This window comes from Blochmannia endosymbiont of Camponotus (Colobopsis) obliquus (assembly GCF_000973545.1).
In the GTDB taxonomy this organism is placed as follows: domain Bacteria; phylum Pseudomonadota; class Gammaproteobacteria; order Enterobacterales; family Enterobacteriaceae; genus Blochmanniella.
On record NZ_CP010049.1, the window covers coordinates 17,675 to 38,784 of the forward strand.

The window sequence follows — 21,110 nt, forward strand, 5'->3', positions numbered from 1 at the left end:
TATTTCAAAAATAGTTTATACAATATAAGTAATTTATTAATAATTTTTTAATTGTTTGGATTAGTTTATTCTGTTTTTTTAAATATATTTTATTTTAGTGATAGTAAATTGTTATTGTACCGTAATACATGATTTATTAAGGACGCATTAGGAGATGATAGATGTCCCATTTTTATGATTCATCTAGTATTAAAGTATTAAAAGGTCTTGAAGCAGTACGTAGACGTCCCGGTATGTATATTGGTGATACGGATGATGGTACTGGTTTACACCATATGGTATTTGAAGTAGTTGATAATGCTATAGATGAAGCTATTTCTGGCTATTGTAAGAAAATTGTTGTAACTATTTATGACGATGGTTCAATTTCTGTAGAAGATGATGGCAGAGGTATTCCCACAGGACTTCATAAAGAAGAGGGAGTATCTGCAGCAGAAGTTATTATGACGGTATTGCATGCTGGAGGTAAATTTGATAATGCATCCTATAAAGTATCTGGTGGACTGCATGGAGTTGGTGTATCGGTAGTTAATGCTTTATCAAAGAAATTAAAATTGATTATTAAGCGTGATGGTAATGTTTATCAACAACTGTACTATGAAGGTGTACCAAAATCTCCTTTAAAAGTAATTGGGAAAAGTGATGTAACTGGTACGATTGTACGTTTTTGGCCTAATGATAAAATTTTTACACATAATCTTGATTTTAAATATGATATTTTGGCTACTCGTTTACGAGAATTATCATTTCTTAATTCTGGTGTTTCAATTTTTTTATATGATTGTCGTCGTTGTAATGTTAAGCAGGATTATTTTTATTATGCCGGCGGTCTTAAGGCTTTTGTAAAATATTTAAATAAAAATAAGACTCCTATTCATCCTAATATTTTTTATTTTTCTATGGAAAAACATAATGTAAATGTAGAAATTGCTTTACAATGGAATGATGGTTTTCAAGAAAATATTTATTGCTTTACCAATAATATTCCACAACGTGATGGAGGAACACATTTATCAGGATTTCGTACAGCTGTAACTCGCACAATGCATTCTTATATGGATAAAGAAGGATATAATAAAAAATCTAAAATTGTTACTATAGGTGACGATGCTAGAGAAGGGTTAATCGCGATAGTTTCTGTTAAAGTGCCGGATCCTAAGTTTTCTTCTCAAACTAAAGATAAACTAGTATCGTCAGAAGTTAAAATAATAGTAGAATCATTAATGCATGAAAAGTTGATAGAATTTTTGTTAGAAAATCCAGTAGATGCTAAGATTATAGTAAATAAGATTATTCATGCTGCTCGTGCGCGTGAAGCAGTTCGTAAAGTACGAGAAATGACTCGTCGTAAAGGTTCATTAGATTTAACAACTTTGCCCGGCAAATTAGCAGATTGTCAGGAAAGAGATCCTTTGTTAGCTGAATTATATTTGGTGGAGGGTGATTCTGCCGGGGGTTCTGCTAAACAAGGACGTAATCGTAGAAATCAAGCAGTATTGCCTTTAAAAGGTAAAATTCTTAATGTGGAGAAAGCTAGGTTTGATAAAATGATTTCTTCTCATGAGGTGGCTGCTTTAATTACTGCTCTTGGGTGTGGTATTGGTCGGGATGAATTTAATCTAAATAAATTACGTTATCATAGTATTATTGTTATGACTGATGCAGATGTTGATGGATCTCATATTCGTACTTTATTATTGACATTTTTTTATCGTCATATGCCTGAGATTATTGAACGAGGTCATATTTTTATTGCTCAACCTCCTTTATATAAGGTACAAAGAGGTAAAAAAGAAGAGTATATTAAAGATGAAAATGATATGCATCGTTATCAAATTTCAATAGCGATAGATGGCTCAATTTTACATGTTTCTTCTAGTACTAGCTCTATGTCTGGAAATAAATTAAAAGAGTTGGTTGCTGAATATTATGCAGTGCAAAATATTATCAATAGTATGGAGTATCGTTTTCCTATTTCATTATTAAAAATGTTAATGTATTATTCTGTATTAACTCAAAATGATTGGTTTAATTCAAATAAAATTTATAATTGGGCCAAATTATTAGTTGATAAATTAAATAGTAATGCGGAGATTGGTAGTAGTTATAATTTTTCATTACATAAGAATTATGAGAAAAAATTATTTGAGCCTATAGTACATATAAAAAAATATGGTATATGTATGGACTATTTGTTAAGCTTTAATTTTGTAAATAGTACGGAGTATTTTAAATTAATTTCTTTGGGTGAAAAGTTAAATCATTTATTTTCTTCTGATGTTTATGTGCAGCGTGGTAAATATTCTCATAAGGTTAGTTCTTTTGAAAAAGCTATAGAATGGTTATTAAAAGAGTCCCAGAAAGGTATGGTAATACAACGGTATAAAGGTTTAGGAGAAATGAATCCTGAACAATTATGGAGTACAACAATGAACCCTAAAAATCGTCATATGTTGTGTGTAACAATTAAAGATGCCATTGCTGCTGATCAGTTATTTACTACTTTAATGGGAGATGCTGTAGAGCCGCGTCGTATCTTCATTGAAGAAAATGCTTTAAAAGTAATTAATATAGATGTATGATTTTTTTATGTTTAATTTTTGTTTGTTTAACAAATTGATAAAAAGTGTATTTTTTGTTATAATTTTTCTTGTGTGTTATTTGTTTTTAATGATGTATATAATATTTATTAGTATAGTGTAATGTTTATTAGATAGATAATCGTTTTTAGTTTTTTTAAAGTATTTGTATGATATTATTTTGTGTATTTTTACATAAAATTATGGTGGTATATTGTTAATATGTTGTTTATTTTTGTTTGTACTTTTTTATTTTTAAGAGCTTGATAGTTATTGTATTGATACAATATATGATATTGTAGATGATTTTAGATGAGTATAATTAATTTAGTTTTGTTGTATTAAATGTTGCTTGTATTTTTATGAGATAGGTGGTTTTAATTAAAGAATATAAATAGTCAAGGCGATGTGATTAATGTATTGTTTCGTGTTATTAAAATAATGTAAAAGAAATTATTATTAATATTAATTATATGGGAGGTATAGTTATGAGAAATTTTGATTTTTCGCCATTGTATCGTTCTGTTATTGGATTTGATAGGTTAGTGCATTTGTTAGAAGCTGGTCAAGGTAATGGTGGTTATCCTGCGTATAATGTTGAATTAGTTAGTGAGCATAAATATTGTATTTCGATTGTTGTTGCTGGTTTTACGGATGGTGAGTTAGAAATCACTGCTAATGATAATATTTTGACGGTAAAAGGGGAGCATAGTAATTATTCAAGCGAAAAAAATTATTTGTATCAAGGGATAACTGATCATAATTTTGAGCGTAAATTTCAGTTAGCTGAACATATTGAGATAACAGGAGCAAATTTGGAACATGGTATATTGTATATACATTTGCAACACGTTGTTCCGGAAACTTTAAAAGCTCGGCGTATTGAAATAAAATAATTATTATTTAGGGTGATAATAAATTTTATTTAAGTAAAAGAGTAAATTTGATTCAAAAAAATATAACCGTAGCGTTAAGTAATTAAAAAACCTCGTAAAATTACATAAAGTATATTTGTTTGTTTTTTTCTTGAATAGGAGGATAATTAATTTAAAAACAAGTGTTGCTAAGGTTATATTTTTTTTGAATCAATTTTTTTGAGTGTTTTTAGTAGTTTCTTTTAAAATTAAATTATATTGTGTGCACGTAGTTCATTTTTTAGATATGCATAATAGATAGGTGCAGCTATTAAACCTTCTAGACCAAAAGTTGCTTCAAACATTAACATAGCAAGCATTAGTTCCCATGGTTGTGCTTTAATACGATTTCCGATTATTTCAGCATTCAAAAAGTATTCTAGTTTATGAATAAAAATTAAATATATTATCATAATGCCTCCGGCAGTTAATGAAATTGAAAGAGCAGAAAGTATTATTATAATATTAGAAATTAAGTTTCCAATAATTGGTAATAATCCTAAAAGAAATGTTATTATAATGAGAGTTTTTTCTAAAGGTAAATGTTTATTGAATAATGGAAATAATATTAGAATGGTGATAGCTGTAAGTAATGTATTTATTATTGATATTTGTATTTGAGCAAAAACAATGTTTCTAAAAGCGTGAGACAGGAGGTTAATACGTGTTAATAATTCTTTAGAAAAGAATGTTACATTTGTTAAAGGTTTGCTTAAAGATATAATCGCACCGATTATAATGCCAATAAATAAAGTAATTACTCCATGTAAAAAAGAATGACCCATATTACGTATTACTATTAAGTTTGATTCTATTATAGAGAATATTTGTTTTTTTAAATCTTCAGTGTTTTGTGGTAAGAATGAAAGTAAATAATCAGGAATGTCTTGTTTTATATCAGAAAAAATGCGATCTATTTCTAATGTTATATTGGTTTCTTTTTGTAGTTCTTCTGTTAAGAATCCTGTTAAATTAATTATTCCTAACGTCATAACTATAACTATAATAATAGTAATTAAAGTCACTACTATCCATCGTGCATGATTATTATTTACAAATCTTTCAAATAATGGTGTAAGTGATATTATTATTTCATATGTTAAAAATCCAGAAATAAAACAGGGAAATAAACGTAATGGTATTATCATAATGATACATAAAAATATTAGTATATATGAAATGCTTTTTAAATAAATTTCGTTTGTGGTCATGTGTTTTATATCTTTTTAAAGCTTTTTTATTTTAATTTAATATAGATTACTAATATAAAAATATTATGTTAATTTTATTTTTATATACAAAAATTTTATTTTGTAAGACATTGTTTGTTTAATTTTTTATTCATTATAAGTAGAATAGAAAATAATATTCTACTTATAATGAATAAATTTTGTAGATATAATTAAGATATACAAATTATTATTTAGTTTTTTATAAAACATTTTTATTAATTTTTTGTACTAATTATTGTTTATTGTGATTTATATTTTATAAATTTGTATAAAGTGATATTTTGGTGATAAAATCTGAATATTTTATTTATGTAGTTTATTGTGTAGAAATATTATTATTTCTGTAGTAATGTTTTGTATTATGAATCCATATTTTTATTTTGAAAAAAAATTGTTGTTTGAGTTTAAATAAAATTATATTTTAAAGATTTTAGTAATAATTATTTTATTTTGTTTTTTTGTTGATTATGAATTAAAAAATCAATTTTTGGGTATAATATGCGGAAAATTGATATCAAGACTTTACATGGATTAATATTAATATTACAAGAATATTGGTCAAATAATGGATGTGTTATTGTTCAACCACTAGATTTAGAAGTTGGTGCTGGCACATCTCATCCCATGACTTTCTTGCGAGCTATAGGCCCTGAACCCTTTTCAGCGGCTTATGTACAGTGTTCACGTAGACCGAGTGATGGGAGATATGGTAAAAATCTTAATCGGTTGCAACAGTTTTATCAATTTCAAGTTGTTGTTAAACCATCTCCTCAAAATATGCAAGAATTATATTTAAAATCTTTACAAAACATTGGATTAGATATATCAATGAATGATATTTGTTTTATTGAAGATAATTGGCAAAATCCAACTCTTGGTGCTTGGGGCCTAGGTTGGGAAGTACGATGGAATGGCATGGAAATAACTCAGTTTACTTATTTTCAACAAGTAGGTGGTTTAGAATGTCATCCAGTTACTGGTGAAATAACTTATGGGTTGGAAAGGTTATCAATGATAATTCAAGAATTAGATAACGTTTACAATATAGTCTGGGGAAATAGTGTTTTGGGGCAAATAACTTATGGAGATTTATTTTATTTGAATGAAATAGAACAATCTCTTTATAATTTTGAATATAGCGATGTAGGGTTTTTATTTGGGTTTTTTGAGAAATATGAACATGAAGCAGCAAGATTAATGGAATTAAACACGCCATTGTTAATACCAGCATATGAATATCTTTTAAAAGCGATGCATATTTTTAATTTATTAGATGCTCGTAAAGTAATTTCTAGTACAGAAAGGCAGAATTATGTTTTGCGTATTTATAGTATTACTAAAAGAATAGCAATGGCTTATTATGTTTATCGTGAATCATTAGGATTTCCAATGTGTAATAATACGTTAAAATATCAAATGTTATAATGAAACATACTTTTTTTGTAGAAATTGGTACGGAAGAATTACCTTCAAGGAGATTACAAGAATTAGCAAAATTTTTCGCTAATAATATTCATATTGAACTTAATCATGCGAATATTGTACACCAAGAAATAAAGTGGTTTGCTACATCACGTCGTTTAGCAGTAAAAGTTGTTATGTTGATAGATATACATATTTACGGATTTTTTGAAAATATTAGTTCAGGCATTATGCAGGTATTTGTTGATAATGGCTCTCCTTGGTCAGTAATTATTAATAATTGGGCTGTTACTTATAATGTAAAAGTTAAGTGTAGTAAATATATAGTTTATTCTAAAAATAAATGGTTTATGTATAGAGAACTTATGCAAGATGACACTGTTCATCATTTATTATGTAAAGTAATTAATAATGCATTGAAAAAAACATCTAATCGTATATTTATGAGATGGGGAAAAGGTGATTTTAAATTTATTCGTCCTATACATACTGTAACTGTTTTATTAAATGATCACGTTGTTTCAGGTAATATTTTTGGTATCAATATTAATCGTATTATATGTAGTCATCGTTTTATGGGGAAATCAGATATAATTTTATCTCATGCTGATGATTATCCTAGTATTTTAATGCAACAGGGTTTTGTGATATCGAATTATAATCAACGTAAAAAAATTATACAGACAGGTATTAAAGAAGTAGTTAAAAAAATTGGTGGTGTTGTTAAAATAGAAGATAGTTTTTTAGTAGAGGAATTAACTTCATTAGTTGAATGGCCTATAGTGCTTGTTGGAAGTTTTAAACCTAAGTTTCTAAAGCTTCCAAAAGAAGTATTGATTGATGTTATAGAATATAATCAAAAACATTTTGTAGTTACTAATGAAAATAAAGAATTATTACCATATTTTATATTTGTTATAAATGTAAAGTCAACCAATAGGGAAGCAATTATAAATGGACATGAAACAGTCATCTATTCTAAATTAACGGATGCTAGTTATTTTTTTAATATTGACAGTATTGTACGATTAGAAAGTTATTTACCGCATTTAAATAATATCCTATTTCATAGGAAGATTGGCACTTTGTTAGATAAAACAAAAAGAATAGAAAAACTATCTGCTTGGATAGCTATTCAACTTAATGCAGATGTAAGTCAAGCAGTAAGAGCGGCTAAGTTAGCAAAGTGTGATTTATTAAGCAATATGGTAATTGAGTTTCCTAGAACTCAAGGTGCTATTGGTATGCATTATGCGCGTAGAGATGGTGAATCGGAAGTGGTTTCATTAGCTCAAAAAGAATATTATTATCCGCGATTTTCTGGAGATATTTTGCCTAATACACAAATTTCTTGTATTTTAGCTATCGCTGATAGGATTGATACTATATCAGGTATTTTTAGTATTAAAGAATATCCTAAAGGTAATGGAGATCCCTTTGCGCTACGTAGAGCTGCTATTGGTATATTACGTATCATTATAGAGAAAAGAATATTTTTAAATTTATCTTTTTTAGTTAAACAATCAGTAGATCTTTATAATAATAATTTATCCAATAAATATTTGGTTGATAAGATAATTGATTTTTTACAAGGACGTTTATGTATTTATTATCAAAATAGGGGATATAGGAATGATGTTATTAGAGTTATTTTAAAAAATAGTTTAGTTAATTTAATAGATTTTGAAAAAAGATTAAATGTATTACATAATTTTTGTCGAACAGAAGGTTTTTTTTTATTAAAAGTTCTTACTAAAAGAGTATTTAATATTATTATAAAAGATGATATGATATCTAATGATAGGCCTCAAGTTTTTCTTTTAAGAAATATTGAAGAATTTAATTTGTTTGTTAAGTTATTTGAATTAGATATTTTATTAAGTGATATGCTTAAAAAGCATTGTTATTTGGAAATTTTAATAGAATTATTAAAATTAAGTAAGTTAATTAATGTTTTTTTTGACCATGTGATGATTATGGTACAAAATGATGAATTACGAATTAATAGATTATCTTTATTAAGCAAAGCATATAGATTGTTAACGATATTAATTGATTTTTCATTATTAAAATGATAAAGCAATATTGTAGCTAATTAGTTATGAATTATGGTAAGAAGATTATAGCTGTATAAATGGCGTTTTAATTAATTAAAACGCCATTTATACAGCTATAATCTTCTTACCATAAAGTATTGTTTGATTAACAATATCTAAAATTAAATCGTAATACTATGGTTGAAACGTAGCTCGGCCTCATCCCAATTTAGAATATTCCAAAAAGCTTTAACATAATCTAAACGACGATTTTGATATTTAAGATAATATGCGTGTTCCCAAACATCTAATCCTATTATAGGATAACCACTATTGTTAAAGCCAATAATCTCTTTTTCCATTAAAGGATTATCTTGATTTCCAGTAGAAGTTATCAGTAATTCGTTATTACTATTTTTTATTAACCAAATCCAACCAGATCCGAATCTATTTATAGCGTGTTTTTCGAATTCCATTTTAAATATTTCTATATTATTAAATTTTTTTTCTATAGCTTTTTTTAAGTTACCATGTAATATTGTTTGTTTTTTTAAAAACGACCAAAACAACGTATGATTAATATGCCCCCCGGCATTATTTCTAAGTAATGTTTTTTTGTCTTCAGGTAGTGAATTAATTTTTTTTATTAGTTCTTCAATTGTTAAATTCGTAAAAGAGGGTAATTCTACAAGGGTTTCGTTAGTTTTATTAATGTATGTTTGATGGTGTTTTGTATGATGAAGTTCCATGGTCTTTCGATCAATAAAAGGTTCCATAGCATCGTAACTGTAAGGTAGTAATGGTAATATAAAATGCATATTTAGTTCTCCATTTTTTATTTATTTTGTTATTTGATTGTAAAAGTTTTATTTTAGTATTTTTTTATTTGATTTATTATTTTAGTATTATTTATTGTAAAGTATTTTCAGTTAAGAGTGTAGATCGTTAAAATAGTTTTATTTTTTTTGGAACATATAAACATCAATCACTATGTTAGTTTATATTTAATTTGCTATAATATCAATAGATATTATAGCAAATATTTATTATAATATAATTTAAAATTTGCTATTTTGTCTATAATTAGAATAATGTGAAATATATAAATGTTTATTTAAAATTTTTAACAGTCATTTTACCAAGTTATTATCTTTAATTATGTACATAATTTTTATGTAAAGTTATTTAAATTATTTTACTGGTATGTAATTGTTATTAATGGAGTTGTTTGATTGGTTGACGAATTGTTTGATTTGTTGATTTATGACATGAATATTTTTATTTAGATAATTATGTTGTAATAATGCTGTTTTAATTATCGTGAACTTTGTTAAGTTTTTATTTGTCGCAAGATATATTTAGGTTACCACCAATTATGTATGAATTACCTTTGTTTTCTTCTATTTGTTTAGAGGAAAGAAAAATTGACATGAAAAATGTTTTAACTTGTTGTTATAATAATATAGAACACATTTTACTTAATAAAGATACATCTTTTAAATGGGAAACATTGTGTCAACCATTATCTTTCGCAGAAAATCAATTACAACGAGTTTGGTCTCCTATAGCACATCTTAATGCGGTACAACATAGTAAAACAATTCGTAAAATTTATGCAGAGTGTTTGATATTATTAATTGAGTATAGAAGTTGGATGAGTAATCATAAGGGGTTATATAATGCTTATTGTAACTTACGTAATAGTGACTATTATACTAAATTAAGTTTATCTCAAAAAAAAGTGATTGACAATGCTTTACTTGATTTTGAATTGTCTGGTGTTACGTTACCAGAACAAAAACAAAAGTGTTGTAAAGAGATAATATCCAGGTTGTCTAGGTTAAGCATGATATATGGTAATAATATGATTGATGCTACTGCAGCTTGGAGCAAATTGATAATTGATAAAAATATGTTATCGGGCATGCCTCAGCGTGATATAGATACAGCTCGAATTGCAGCGAAGATTAATGGACAAAATGGATGGTTATTAACGTTGCATTATCCTTTTTATACATCTTTAATGACTTATTGTGATAATACTGTTTTGCGTCAAGAAATGTATTTAGCTTACCATACTCGTGCATCTGACCAAGGACCTTATGCTGGAAAATGGGATAATGGACCTGTAATGAATGAGATTGTGATATTAAGATATGAGCTAGCAAGATTACTTGGATTTAATAATTACATTGATAGGTCTTTGACTACAAAAATGTTTAAGAATGCTGATCAAGTTTTGCATTTTCTTAATACTTTATTTGCACGTGTTGAGAAACGTGGGAGGCAAGAATGGTTGCAGTTAGAGTCATTTGTTGCTAGATTCTTTGACCATAAAATGCTTCATCCTTGGGATGTAGCATTTTATAAAGAAAAACAGAAAAATTTTTTATTTTCTATTTGCGATGAAAAAATTCGTGATTATTTTCCTCAACATAAGGTGATTAAAGGTATGTTTGAGGTCATGCATCGTGTTTATGGTATTAATATTAAAGAACGTTATGGTGTAGATGTTTGGCATCCTGATGTACAATTTTTTGATATATTTAATGCTTATAATGATGGATATCGAGGAGGATTTTATTTAGATTTATTTGTTCGTGATAATAAACGGCAAGGTGCATGGATGGATGAATGTATGGGTGTATTTTATGAAGATAATAGTAATATTTGTCAATATCCTATAGCATATTTAGTTTGTAATTTTCATCCTTCTTTTAATGGCCAAGAAGTGTTGTTAACGCATAATGAAGTAATTACATTATTTCATGAATTTGGTCATGTTTTACATCATGTATTAACTCGCATTACAGTGCCAGAAGTAGCTGGCATCAATGGTGTTCCTTGTGATGCAGTAGAATTTCCAAGTCAATTAATGGAATATTTTTGTTGGGAACCAAATGTATTACAATTTATTTCTGGACACTATAAAACTGGTGAACCATTATCAAAAAAATTATGCAGCAATTTAATTGCTGCTAGAAATCACCAATCAGCTTCTTTAATTTTACATCAGTTAATTTATAGTTTGTTTGATTTTTATATTCATCGTGAACGTCCTCGTACAAAATCATTGCAATTAATGTCTATATTAAAGCATATACAAAAGAAAACATCATTATTTTCAACAATTAATTATGCATATCTCCCTTATACTTTTAGTCATATTTTTGTTGATAATTATGAAGCAGGATATTATGGTTATTTATGGTCTAATGTATTGGCAGCAGACGCTTGGTCTTTTTTTAAAGAAGTAGGGATATTTAATCCTATAATAGGTAAGTCATTTTTAGATAATATTCTTGCAGCTGGTGGAGCAGAAGATCCGATGGATATGTTTGTTCGTTTTCGTGGCCGTAAACCTAAAATAGATGCCATGTTATTATATAATGGTATTTATTAAATATAGTTGTTAATTGGCGATAGTTCAATAAGTTCAGTTATTTTTAAATATCTTGAAATATGAAAATAAAAACTATGTTGCAATGATTATTTGTAGCAAAAACCAGTATAGAATACCAGTTAAAGTAATAGTAATTGGTAATGTTAAAATCCAAGTTAATATAATATTTTTAATTGTTTTACTTTGTAAACCACTACCATGAGCTAACATAGTACCAGTTACTGCTGATGATAATACATGAGTAGTTGATACTGGCATTCCGGTATAACTAGCAATACTAATTGATATTCCAGTAGTTAATTGTGCTGATAAGCCTTGTGCATATGTCATTTCTTTTTTACCAATTTTTTGACCAATTGTAGAAGCAATACGACGCCAACCAATTATTGTTCCAAAAGATAAAGATAGTGCTACTGCTATAATAATCCATAGCGGTGCATATTCAACTGTTATTAATAGTTGTTTATGTAAATTATATAGTATTTGTTTATCTATGTTTGATGTGCCTGGAATTTTTGCTATTTGATCTGTGAGGTTTGCTAAATATATTAAAATATTTCTTACATTTAATCTTTCATTGGGACATAATTGGTTATAATTATTGATATCTTGAAGCAATGATAGCGCTATATGAATATTCATTAATATTATAGTTTTGTCATAGCAAATATTTTGTAGTTTCATTTCTAAAATTTGTTGTGGTTTTTTCATTTTGTTATTTAAAGAATTGCATGTATTCTGTACAATCATAGTGTTCTCCTTAGATATTTCAAATGGAGATGTTGTTGTGTTGTGAGTTTTATGTTTAATATGTGGTGTGGTAATATTTTTATTATCATTTTGTTCAAAAAAAAGTGTAATTTTTTCCGAATGTTTAGTGTAATATTGTTTTAAATGATGAACTGCAATATGAGTACAGTGAATATCGTGTGTGTTGGCATTAAGATTTATTACAAAATTGCTTGGTATAACTCCTATTAAAATTAACATTATTAACCCAATGCCTTTTTGACCATCGTTTGCTCCATGCGAAAAACTTACTCCAGCAGCAGAAAGAATTAATGTAATACGTGGCCAAAATGCGGGTTGTCTTTTGCCGTCTTTTTTTTCTTTTTCTGTTGGTGTAAGATGAATACAATGTTTGTTATTGTTATTATCTATGGAATAGCATAAGAAAAAAATAATTAATCCAGCAAGTATTGCTCCTATTAATGGAGAAATAATCAATGATATGATAATTTCAGTTAATTTTGTAATATTTAATGTTTCTGCAATTGAGTTATTTGTAGTGAAAGAATTGATTAATCCTACTCCAATTATTGTACCTATAAGAGTATGAGAACTGGATGCTGGTAGACCTAGATACCATGTTCCTAAATTCCATATAATTGCTGCTAGTAACATTGAAAAAATCATAGCTAAATAATGAGTACTGTTGTTGTTCATTATGATATCAGTAGGAAGAAGGTAAACAATAGTATATGCCACACTTAATCCGCTTAAAATTACTCCTGAAAAATTAAATAGACTAGACATAGTGACAGCTAATTGAGAGCGTAAAGCACAAGTGTAAATTACTGTGGCTACTGAATTGGCCGTATCGTGAAAACCATTTATAAATTCATAAATAAATGTAAGAATTAATGCTATAATTAGCATGAGGCGGATGCATGGATCCAGATCAGCAAATGCATGCACTGTAAAAAAATGCATTATTGCTTGAACGTGATCATATAATGGCATTATTAGTATGAAAATTTGGGGTAGGAAGAAAAATATGACTTTTTTTAATTTTCATTGTTTATTTAAATATCATATTTTTATAATTAATCATTTTTAATGAAAAATTATTATTTGTCAAATATTGTCTTTTTAATTTTTTTTAAAAATATTATTTATATCGATTATTTTATTTAATTTTTTTATTAGAATTAGATATTATTTTTTTTGTATGTTAGCATTATTTTACAAGTTTGTTATAAGTTATAGAATTAAGTAATTTATATAACATTGTAATGTAATATATACGTATGTTATTAACATTTTTTAATTTTACCTTTAGGGGTATGCGTTGTAGGTATTGTTTGTGTATATTGTTGTTATTGTTTGTATTCTATTTTTAATGAGGTGTATTTTTTGTTTATTTTTATATTTAGTAATTGTAAGTCACATTTTACATATTATTTTGTGTTGTTAAAGTTTTTACAGCAAGGATTATTATTGAAGTTCTATTTTTTTAATTTTTAGTGATTAGTTTTGTAAAGCAAATTAAAGGACGAACCGTGTTTATATTAGTTGATGGATAATTTTAGTTATTTTATGCAAATTAATAAATGGTATGTGTGGATTAGGTTAGCACGTTTAGATCAACCAATAGGTTTTTTTTTATTGCTATGGCCTACATTATGGGCGTTATGGTTAGCAAGTAATGGTATCCCAGATTTAGATGTATTGGTAATTTTTGTTTTGGGTGTTTTTTTTATGCGTTCTGCTGGTTGTATAATTAATGATTATATAGATAAAGATATTGATAAATTAGTTCAACGTACGAAAAATCGTCCTTTACTGTGTGGTGTTGTCAATTGTAACGAATCTATAATGTTATTTGTTATATTTATTTTTATTTCATTCCTTTTGACGTTGATGATAATAAATAGATGTATATTTTTTTTTTCTGTTGTAGCGTTAATTTTAACTTGTATTTATCCTTATGTAAAAAGGTATTGTTATTTTCCACAGTTGGTTTTAGGGGTTTTGTTTAGTTGGTCTATTCCAATGGTTTTTATAACAGTGTGCGGATCGCCTAATAAAATTTGTTGGTTGTTATTTTTAGCTAATACTATATGGACTATATCATATGATACACAATATGCAATGTTAGATCGTGATGATGATTTATGTATTGGCATTAAGTCTACTGCTATTTTATTTGGCAAGTATGATAGATTTATGATTGGTTTGTTACAAATGATTACATGGATTATGTTTTTGTTCATTGGTTTACAAATAAAGTCACGATTTATATTTTATATCATATTGACTATGGTGTTAGTTGTATTTGTTTATCAACAGAAATTAATTATCCATTTTGATAGAGATCGTTGTTTTCAAGCATTTTTATCTAATAATTATGTGGGTATGCTAATTTTTATTGGTATTTTGTTTAGTTAAGATTTTGTTTATTATATTTTACTACACGTTAAATATAGTTAGTTTATCAAATTAGTTTATATTTTCACAATAATTTTTTTAATTCAATTGATTAGTATGCGTATTTCTTGATCTTTAATTAGTTATTTAGTATGTTGGATTTTGTTATGTTTATCATTATAGCAATTAGTAAATTTTATATTTATATTTTTGTTATATAATATTGATTATCATGATAGTTTCAAGTTAATTGATATCTAATTATTGCGATGTAATGTAATTTCATTTTTTTTTAACAGAGGTGTTTTTAATAATTAAGATGTTAAGAAATATTTATTATGTCACATTGTTTACATATGCCATGTGCTTCAATAATATTATAAGAAATTTTAAAACCAGAAACATTAGCTGTTTGTTGTAAAATTTCTTTAATGTTCTGTGTAGTTTGTTCAATAACTTTATTACAATTATCACAAATTAAAAAAGCAAAGGCATGTGATGGTTCTGAGAAATAGTTACATATCATGAATTTATTTGTTGATTCTACTCTATGAATGAATCCTTGGAGTAATAAAAAATTAAGAGCACGATAAATGGTGGGCGGTTTTGCTTTTGGTATTGATTTTTTTAATAAGTCTAGTAGATCATAAGCGCTTATGGCTTTGGTTTGTTGGCAAATTATACGTAATACTTCTAATCTTTGTGGTGTAAGTCTTACACAACGTTGATTACATAATGTTTTAATACGATATAATAATTGTTGCAATTTAGTTTTCATATCGTTTTTTTATCCTGATCAGGATAATTGTTATATATTATATTATCATATATCAAATGTAGTATAGTTAATGATAAAAAATTATTGTTTTATTTGTATTATGTTTTAAATAATTATTTAGATAAGTAGTGTTTTTAGAAAAATAAACGTGAATGTTGTGATATCAATTAGTTTTTATAAGTTCTTTTAAATATGTTGTTTTATTGAAATGTAATATTATTATATTACAGAATAATAGAATCGTGTATATTAAATTTTGGATATTTATTCTACTGAATGGTCAAAAGTTACTTAAATATAATGCAAAATATTGATAATATTTATATGTTGTTAAGTATTGCAATATTTATAAATTATTATTTGATATTTTATAATTGTAATTTATGATGTTTGTTTATTATAGAAAATTTTTATTTATATTTTGTGTACTGTAGCGAATAATTGATTTTATGGATAGTAACGTAAATAAACATTTTATTGATGTTTTAATTGATAAATCATTTTATTTATTGCAAGTTGCGTTATATCAGATTTTTTTAGGTATTATTTTATAAAAATCGTTTTATAGTTTTATGTATGATTAAGGAAAATAATAATTTATGTTAAAAAATGAACTAGTAAAAATGACTAATTCTATTTGTGATCAACAAGTTGAAGATTTGAGAATGCCCCCTTATTCCTTAGAGGCAGAACAATCAATATTAGGTGGATTAATGTTAGATAATGAAAGATGGGATAACGTTTCTGAAAGGATAGTCTGTCATGATTTTTTTAGTTCTTCCCATAGATTGATTTATCATGAAATGCAATATCTTTTAGAAATAAGTAAACCTATTGATTTAATAACATTAGCTGAATCGTTAGAGCAAAAGGGAAAATTAGAAATAGTGGGAGGATTTGCTTATCTTGCTGAGTTGTCTAAAAATGTTCCTAGTACTGCTAATATTTCTGCTTATGCTGAAATTGTACATGAACGTGCGGTTGTTCGAGAAATGATTGGTGTAGCACGTGAAATTGCTGATGCTGGATATGATCCTAAAGGTCGAAGTAGTGATGAATTATTAGATTTAGCTGAATCGCGTATTTTTCAAATTGCTGAACGTCGAATTAAGTCTAATAGTAATCCTAAAGGTATAGATCGTGTTCTTGAGGATACAGTGTCTCGTATTGAGAATCTTTATCAACGACCATATTATGGTATTACTGGTATATCAAGTGGTTATAAGGATTTAGATAAAAAAACTAATGGATTACAAAAATCAGATTTAATTATTGTTGCAGCTCGACCTTCAATGGGTAAGACTGCTTTTGCTATGAATTTATGTGAACATGCAGCTATGACTGAAACTAAACCAGTTTTAATGTTTAGTCTTGAAATGCCTAGTGAACAAATCATGATACGCATGTTAGCGTCTTTATCGCGTGTTGATCAATTGTGTATTCGTACTGGTAAAATGAATGAAGAAGATTGGGCAAGGGTTTCTAGTACTATAGGTCTTTTATTAGAGAAGCGTAATATATATATTGATGATTCTTCATATTTAACACCTACTGAAATGCGTTCTCGTTCTCGTAGAATTTTTCGTGAACATAATGGTTTAAGTTTAATTATGGTAGATTATTTACAATTAATGCGAGTGCCGTCATTGTTTAATAATAGAACACTGGAAATTACCGAGATTTCTAGATCGTTAAAGGCTTTAGCTAAGGAGTTACAGGTACCAGTGTTGGCTATTTCTCAATTGAATAGAAGTTTAGAGCAGAGAGTTGATAAACATCCAGTAAATTCTGATTTACGCGAATCAGGAGCAATTGAACAGGATGCTGATTTAATTATGTTTATTTATCGTGATGAAGTATATCATGATAATAGTAATATGAAGGGTATTGCAGAAATTATTTTAGGTAAACAACGCAATGGTCCTACTGGTACAGTTAAACTAGTTTTTAATGGACAATGGTCTCGTTTTGATAATTATGCAGGACCACAGTATTAAATGATGGATATATGATATTTTGTGAAATATAATATTTAGAAATATATTGTATTTAATTTTGTTTATTAATTTTATTATTATGTGTTATGTTGTGTTATTTGAATTTAAAAGATATTATTTAGTAATTATAAAATTAATTTTTAATAGTATAGTAATATTATTTTGTTGAAGATTTTTTTGTTTAAGTTATTTTGTAGAAAATAGTTAATTAAAGGTTTTGTTGTGTTGGAATATTACGGTTTTTGTTGTTTACAGAAAATGTTCTTTTTATTTTGGTTATTTGTATAATTATTTTATAATTATATTATATTAATTTATTTTGGTTACGGTAATTTAATTATAAAATTTATTTGTATAAAATTGTAACAGCTATTAAGTAATATTATTTATTGATTATAAATATAAATGAGTGTGAGTGATTGAATATATAGTTACAATTGATATTGTTTGTAGTTTTATTTTTCATATTATTGTTTTTAAAAGTTAAGGGGTGTGTTTATGGCTAGTAGAGGAATTAACAAGGTTATTTTAATAGGTAATCTTGGTCAAGATCCTGAAGTTCGTTATATGCCTAATGGTAACCCAGTAGCTAATTTAACTTTAGCTACTTCTGATAATTGGCGAGACAAGCAAACTGGTGAAATGAAAGAAAAAACTGAATGGCATCGTGTAATATTATTTGGAAAATTAGCTGAAATTGCTGGAGAATATTTGCATAAAGGTTCTCAAGTGTATATTGAAGGTGCATTACAAACTCGTAAATGGCAAAGTCAAAGTGGTCAAGATCGTTATACTACAGAAATAATTGTGAATCTTACTGGTACTATGCAAATGTTAGGTAGTCGTCAAGAAGTAAAGGATACTTCTTCGTTAACTGCTACTGCTTCTACAGGTGATAGTAATAAAGAAGTGAAAGATACTGATTCTTCTGATGTGGATTTGGATGATATTCCGTTTTAAAATAAGTTTATATTGATTTTTTTTAATTTGAAAAGTTGTATTTAAATGTATTGTAGTGATTCTGATATTTTAAAATTTGTGAATATTTAATGTAGATAAAATCATGTTATTTTATATTTATAATACTAATATATATTACATGTTGATATCATCAAAAATATTTTTGTATTTTTATGTTTTTCCATATTAAATTATGGTTAGCAGTTTTTTATTTTATTTATAATATTTAGTATTACTATTTTAATAAAAAAGTAATTTTTTTGGATTCAAGAGTATTGCATTATTATAACACAAATTATATTGTGAATATTATCCAATAATTTGTTTAGTTGTAGTATTTTGAGTAATCATGTTTATAAATTATTTTTTTAGCTTAATGGTTTAAAATAGATATATTTAGTACATTATATTGTTGTATTTAGTAGTTAAGTAGTAATAATGATCTATAATATTTATGTATTTATCTACTGATTTTTGAATGGTTTGTGTTATGTCCTATCATAGGGTATATGGGTCAGATTGTTATAATTAAGAAAACTCTGTAAAAATAGTTTTGTTGTGGTATTTATGTATTACATGATAAATAATGTGTATGCTACCGTTATATATAACGTAAAATTGTTATTTTGTATATTTTAGAATGTTATATTAATAGTTATAGTTATTTTTTGCTATATAATTGTGTTTTTTTATATTTTTAATTATTGTTATATTTAAGGGAAAGATTTATGTATTATTACCTTAGATATTTGTATTATTGTTATTGTTGTAAATTATAATTAAGTTCATTCATTATTTAATTTTGCATTTAAAATTTTGCGTGTAGTTATTACGTTATTTATTTTGAATTACATACATATTTTAATTTTATATTAATAATTGATATTTTGGTAATTTGATTTATGTTTTATATGATTTATATATAACAAAAATATGTAGTGAAAAGGTAAAATATATGACAAAAGGGATTTAAGTATGGAAATTTTTTTTACAATTCTTATCCTTACTTTAGTTGTATCCCTGTCGGGAGTAATAATACGAATTTTGCCATTTGAAGTACCACTTCCATTAATGCAAATAGGATTGGGTGCTTTGTTAGCTTGGCCAAAAATTGGTTTACATGTAGATTTTAATCCTGAGCTTTTTTTAGTTCTGTTTATTCCACCATTATTGTTTTCTGATGGCTGGAAGACTCCTTTACGTGAATTTTTAAGACATGCGGGCGAAATTATCGCGTTAGCTTTAGTATTAGTTATTATTACTGTTATTGGTATTGGGTATTTAATTTATTGGTTAATACCTGGTATACCCCTTGTAGCAGCTTTAGCATTAGCAGCAGTATTATCTCCTACTGATGCTGTAGCGTTATCTGGAATAGTAGGAGCAGGTCGAATTCCTAAAAAAATAATGGATATTTTACAGGGTGAAGCTCTTATGAATGATGCTTCTGGTTTAGTTTCTTTAAAATTTGCTATAGCTGTAGCTATGAATACCATGATATTTACTATTAGTGCAGCATCATTGGAGTTTATTAAAATAGCAGCTGGTGGTTTATTGTCGGGTATATTTGTTACTTGGGGATATAGTAAATCTTTAAGGTATATTATTCGTTGGAGTGGTGGAGACTCGGTAATTCAAACAGTGTTGTTGCTTTTATTACCTTTTGCTGCTTATTTAATTGCTGAACATGTTGGTGTTTCTGGTATTCTAGCAGCTGTCTCTTCTGGAATGACTATTGGGCAATCTAATATGATTCGGCATGCTCCATTAACTATGCGTTTACGAGGTAATAGTGTATGGGCTATGTTAGAGTTTGTATTTAATGGCATGGTTTTTATTATGTTGGGTTTACAATTGCCAGATATTTTATCAACATCTATTATACAAGCAAAAATGGACCCTGTTATTCAAATATGGATGCTATTCGCTTATGTATTTTTTATTTATATTGCTTTAATTTTGCTTAGATTTATTTGGTTGTGGTTGATGAAACGAATAAGCTTTCGTTTTATGCAAAGTCGACCTTTAGTGTTTTCTGAATATAATACACGTGATATTTTGATAGCTTCTTTTGCTGGTGTACGTGGTGCAATTACGTTAGCAGGTGTTTTATCTATACCATTATTTCTTAATGATGGCTCTGTATTTCCATGTCGTTATCAATTGGTTTTCATAGCTACTGGTGTTATATTATTATCTTTATTATGCGGTGTGTTTATTCTTCCTTTGTTGTTACGTAATATTGTTGTTTCTGATAAAGTATTACAAAGAAAAGAAGAACGAATGGCACGTGCAATAGCTGCAGAAGTAGCAATTGAAAGTTTGTATAAATTAGAAGAACGGTTAATTAATAGTCAAGAAGAAAATATTGATGTACAAATTTTGAATGAAGTCAGTGCTAGGGTAATAGGTAATTTTCGTCGTCGTATTGATGGTAATAGTGATATTGAACACGCTATTTTGATAGAAGATTTGGAGCGGCGCATGAGATTAAATGCATTAAGAGCTGAACGCAGTGAATATTATCATTTACGGGCACAACAAAAAATTAGTAACGAAACTTTAATAAAATTATTACATGATTTAGATTTATTAGAAGCCTTATTGGTAGAGCATGATTAATATTTTTTGTATTAATA

Annotated in this window: 13 protein-coding genes; 9 read left to right on the forward strand and 4 right to left on the reverse strand. The window is 26.8% G+C overall.

Annotated elements, in window-relative coordinates:
• Positions 1-161: 161 nt before the first annotated feature.
• Positions 162-2,582 carry a DNA topoisomerase (ATP-hydrolyzing) subunit B gene (gene gyrB, locus BOBLI757_RS00085; RefSeq protein ID WP_046304469.1) on the forward strand — a complete coding sequence of 807 codons (2,421 nt, stop codon included), beginning with the start codon at positions 162-164 and terminating at the stop codon, positions 2,580-2,582.
• Between the two features lie 485 nt (positions 2,583-3,067).
• Complete coding sequence (locus BOBLI757_RS00090; RefSeq protein WP_046305344.1) at positions 3,068-3,475, forward strand: Hsp20 family protein; 408 nt, start codon at positions 3,068-3,070, stop codon at positions 3,473-3,475.
• A gap of 227 nt (positions 3,476-3,702) precedes the next feature.
• On the opposite strand, the gene BOBLI757_RS00095 is transcribed toward BOBLI757_RS00090, so the two are convergent.
• Positions 3,703-4,704: an AI-2E family transporter gene (locus tag BOBLI757_RS00095; protein ID WP_046304470.1), complete on the reverse strand. Its 1,002-nt coding sequence runs from the start codon at positions 4,702-4,704 to the stop codon at positions 3,703-3,705.
• A gap of 519 nt (positions 4,705-5,223) precedes the next feature.
• Between BOBLI757_RS00095 and glyQ the strand changes: the two genes are divergently transcribed.
• Both glyQ and glyS read left to right on the forward strand, forming a co-directional pair.
• Positions 5,224-6,150 carry a glycine--tRNA ligase subunit alpha gene (gene glyQ / locus BOBLI757_RS00100; protein WP_046304472.1) on the forward strand — a complete coding sequence of 309 codons (927 nt, stop codon included), beginning with the start codon at positions 5,224-5,226 and terminating at the stop codon, positions 6,148-6,150.
• The gene (glyS, locus tag BOBLI757_RS00105) at positions 6,150-8,222 is read left to right on the forward strand and encodes a glycine--tRNA ligase subunit beta (RefSeq protein ID WP_082087390.1); all 2,073 of its coding nucleotides are present in this window, start codon (positions 6,150-6,152) and stop codon (positions 8,220-8,222) included. Before glyQ ends, glyS begins: the two co-directional genes overlap by 1 nt.
• Before the next feature lie 143 nt (positions 8,223-8,365).
• Here glyS and BOBLI757_RS00110 read toward each other — a convergent pair whose 3' ends face one another.
• Positions 8,366-9,001 carry a Fe-Mn family superoxide dismutase gene (locus BOBLI757_RS00110; protein WP_046304476.1) on the reverse strand — a complete coding sequence of 212 codons (636 nt, stop codon included), beginning with the start codon at positions 8,999-9,001 and terminating at the stop codon, positions 8,366-8,368.
• A gap of 557 nt (positions 9,002-9,558) precedes the next feature.
• Between BOBLI757_RS00110 and BOBLI757_RS00115 the strand changes: the two genes are divergently transcribed.
• A complete protein-coding gene (locus BOBLI757_RS00115) occupies positions 9,559-11,586 on the forward strand; it encodes a M3 family metallopeptidase (RefSeq protein ID WP_046304478.1) in 2,028 nt (675 codons plus the stop codon).
• 72 nt (positions 11,587-11,658) lie between these two features.
• Here the strand turns inward: BOBLI757_RS00115 and BOBLI757_RS00120 are convergent, their stop codons facing one another.
• Positions 11,659-13,329: an inorganic phosphate transporter gene (locus tag BOBLI757_RS00120; protein ID WP_420021795.1), complete on the reverse strand. Its 1,671-nt coding sequence runs from the start codon at positions 13,327-13,329 to the stop codon at positions 11,659-11,661.
• Between the two features lie 576 nt (positions 13,330-13,905).
• Between BOBLI757_RS00120 and ubiA the strand changes: the two genes are divergently transcribed.
• Positions 13,906-14,757: a 4-hydroxybenzoate octaprenyltransferase gene (gene ubiA, locus BOBLI757_RS00125; RefSeq protein WP_046305347.1), complete on the forward strand. Its 852-nt coding sequence runs from the start codon at positions 13,906-13,908 to the stop codon at positions 14,755-14,757.
• Positions 14,758-15,058: 301 nt separating this feature from the next.
• Here ubiA and zur read toward each other — a convergent pair whose 3' ends face one another.
• On the reverse strand, positions 15,059-15,514 hold the full coding sequence (zur, locus tag BOBLI757_RS00130) for a zinc uptake transcriptional repressor Zur (RefSeq protein WP_046304480.1): 456 nt from the start codon (positions 15,512-15,514) through the stop codon (positions 15,059-15,061).
• A 599-nt stretch (positions 15,515-16,113) separates the two neighbouring features.
• Between zur and dnaB the strand changes: the two genes are divergently transcribed.
• The 3 genes from dnaB (at position 16,114) to BOBLI757_RS00145 (ending at position 21,093) form a co-directional block, all read left to right on the forward strand.
• Positions 16,114-17,511: a replicative DNA helicase gene (gene dnaB, locus BOBLI757_RS00135; protein ID WP_046304482.1), complete on the forward strand. Its 1,398-nt coding sequence runs from the start codon at positions 16,114-16,116 to the stop codon at positions 17,509-17,511.
• Between the two features lie 498 nt (positions 17,512-18,009).
• A complete protein-coding gene (ssb, locus tag BOBLI757_RS00140) occupies positions 18,010-18,471 on the forward strand; it encodes a single-stranded DNA-binding protein (protein ID WP_046304484.1) in 462 nt (153 codons plus the stop codon).
• Positions 18,472-19,446: 975 nt separating this feature from the next.
• Positions 19,447-21,093, forward strand: coding sequence for a Na+/H+ antiporter (locus BOBLI757_RS00145; RefSeq protein WP_046304486.1), 1,647 nt, complete (start codon positions 19,447-19,449; stop codon positions 21,091-21,093).
• Positions 21,094-21,110: the final 17 nt, after the last annotated feature.

Excerpts from the sequence above, each read along its gene's own strand:
- BOBLI757_RS00090 (WP_046305344.1), top strand. The coding sequence starts at position 3,068 with ATGAGAAATTTTGATTTTTCGCCATTGTATCGTTCTGTTATTGGATTT.
- dnaB (WP_046304482.1), top strand. The coding sequence starts at position 16,114 with ATGTTAAAAAATGAACTAGTAAAAATGACTAATTCTATTTGTGATCAA.
- glyQ (WP_046304472.1), top strand. The coding sequence starts at position 5,224 with ATGCGGAAAATTGATATCAAGACTTTACATGGATTAATATTAATATTA.
- ubiA (WP_046305347.1), top strand. The coding sequence starts at position 13,906 with ATGCAAATTAATAAATGGTATGTGTGGATTAGGTTAGCACGTTTAGAT.
- BOBLI757_RS00115 (WP_046304478.1), top strand. The coding sequence starts at position 9,559 with ATGTATGAATTACCTTTGTTTTCTTCTATTTGTTTAGAGGAAAGAAAA.
- BOBLI757_RS00095 (WP_046304470.1), bottom strand. The coding sequence starts at position 4,704 with ATGACCACAAACGAAATTTATTTAAAAAGCATTTCATATATACTAATA.
- BOBLI757_RS00110 (WP_046304476.1), bottom strand. The coding sequence starts at position 9,001 with ATGCATTTTATATTACCATTACTACCTTACAGTTACGATGCTATGGAA.
- zur (WP_046304480.1), bottom strand. The coding sequence starts at position 15,514 with ATGAAAACTAAATTGCAACAATTATTATATCGTATTAAAACATTATGT.
- ssb (WP_046304484.1), top strand. The coding sequence starts at position 18,010 with ATGGCTAGTAGAGGAATTAACAAGGTTATTTTAATAGGTAATCTTGGT.
- gyrB (WP_046304469.1), top strand. The coding sequence starts at position 162 with ATGTCCCATTTTTATGATTCATCTAGTATTAAAGTATTAAAAGGTCTT.
- glyS (WP_082087390.1), top strand. The coding sequence starts at position 6,150 with ATGAAACATACTTTTTTTGTAGAAATTGGTACGGAAGAATTACCTTCA.
- BOBLI757_RS00120 (WP_420021795.1), bottom strand. The coding sequence starts at position 13,329 with ATGCCATTATATGATCACGTTCAAGCAATAATGCATTTTTTTACAGTG.
- BOBLI757_RS00145 (WP_046304486.1), top strand. The coding sequence starts at position 19,447 with ATGGAAATTTTTTTTACAATTCTTATCCTTACTTTAGTTGTATCCCTG.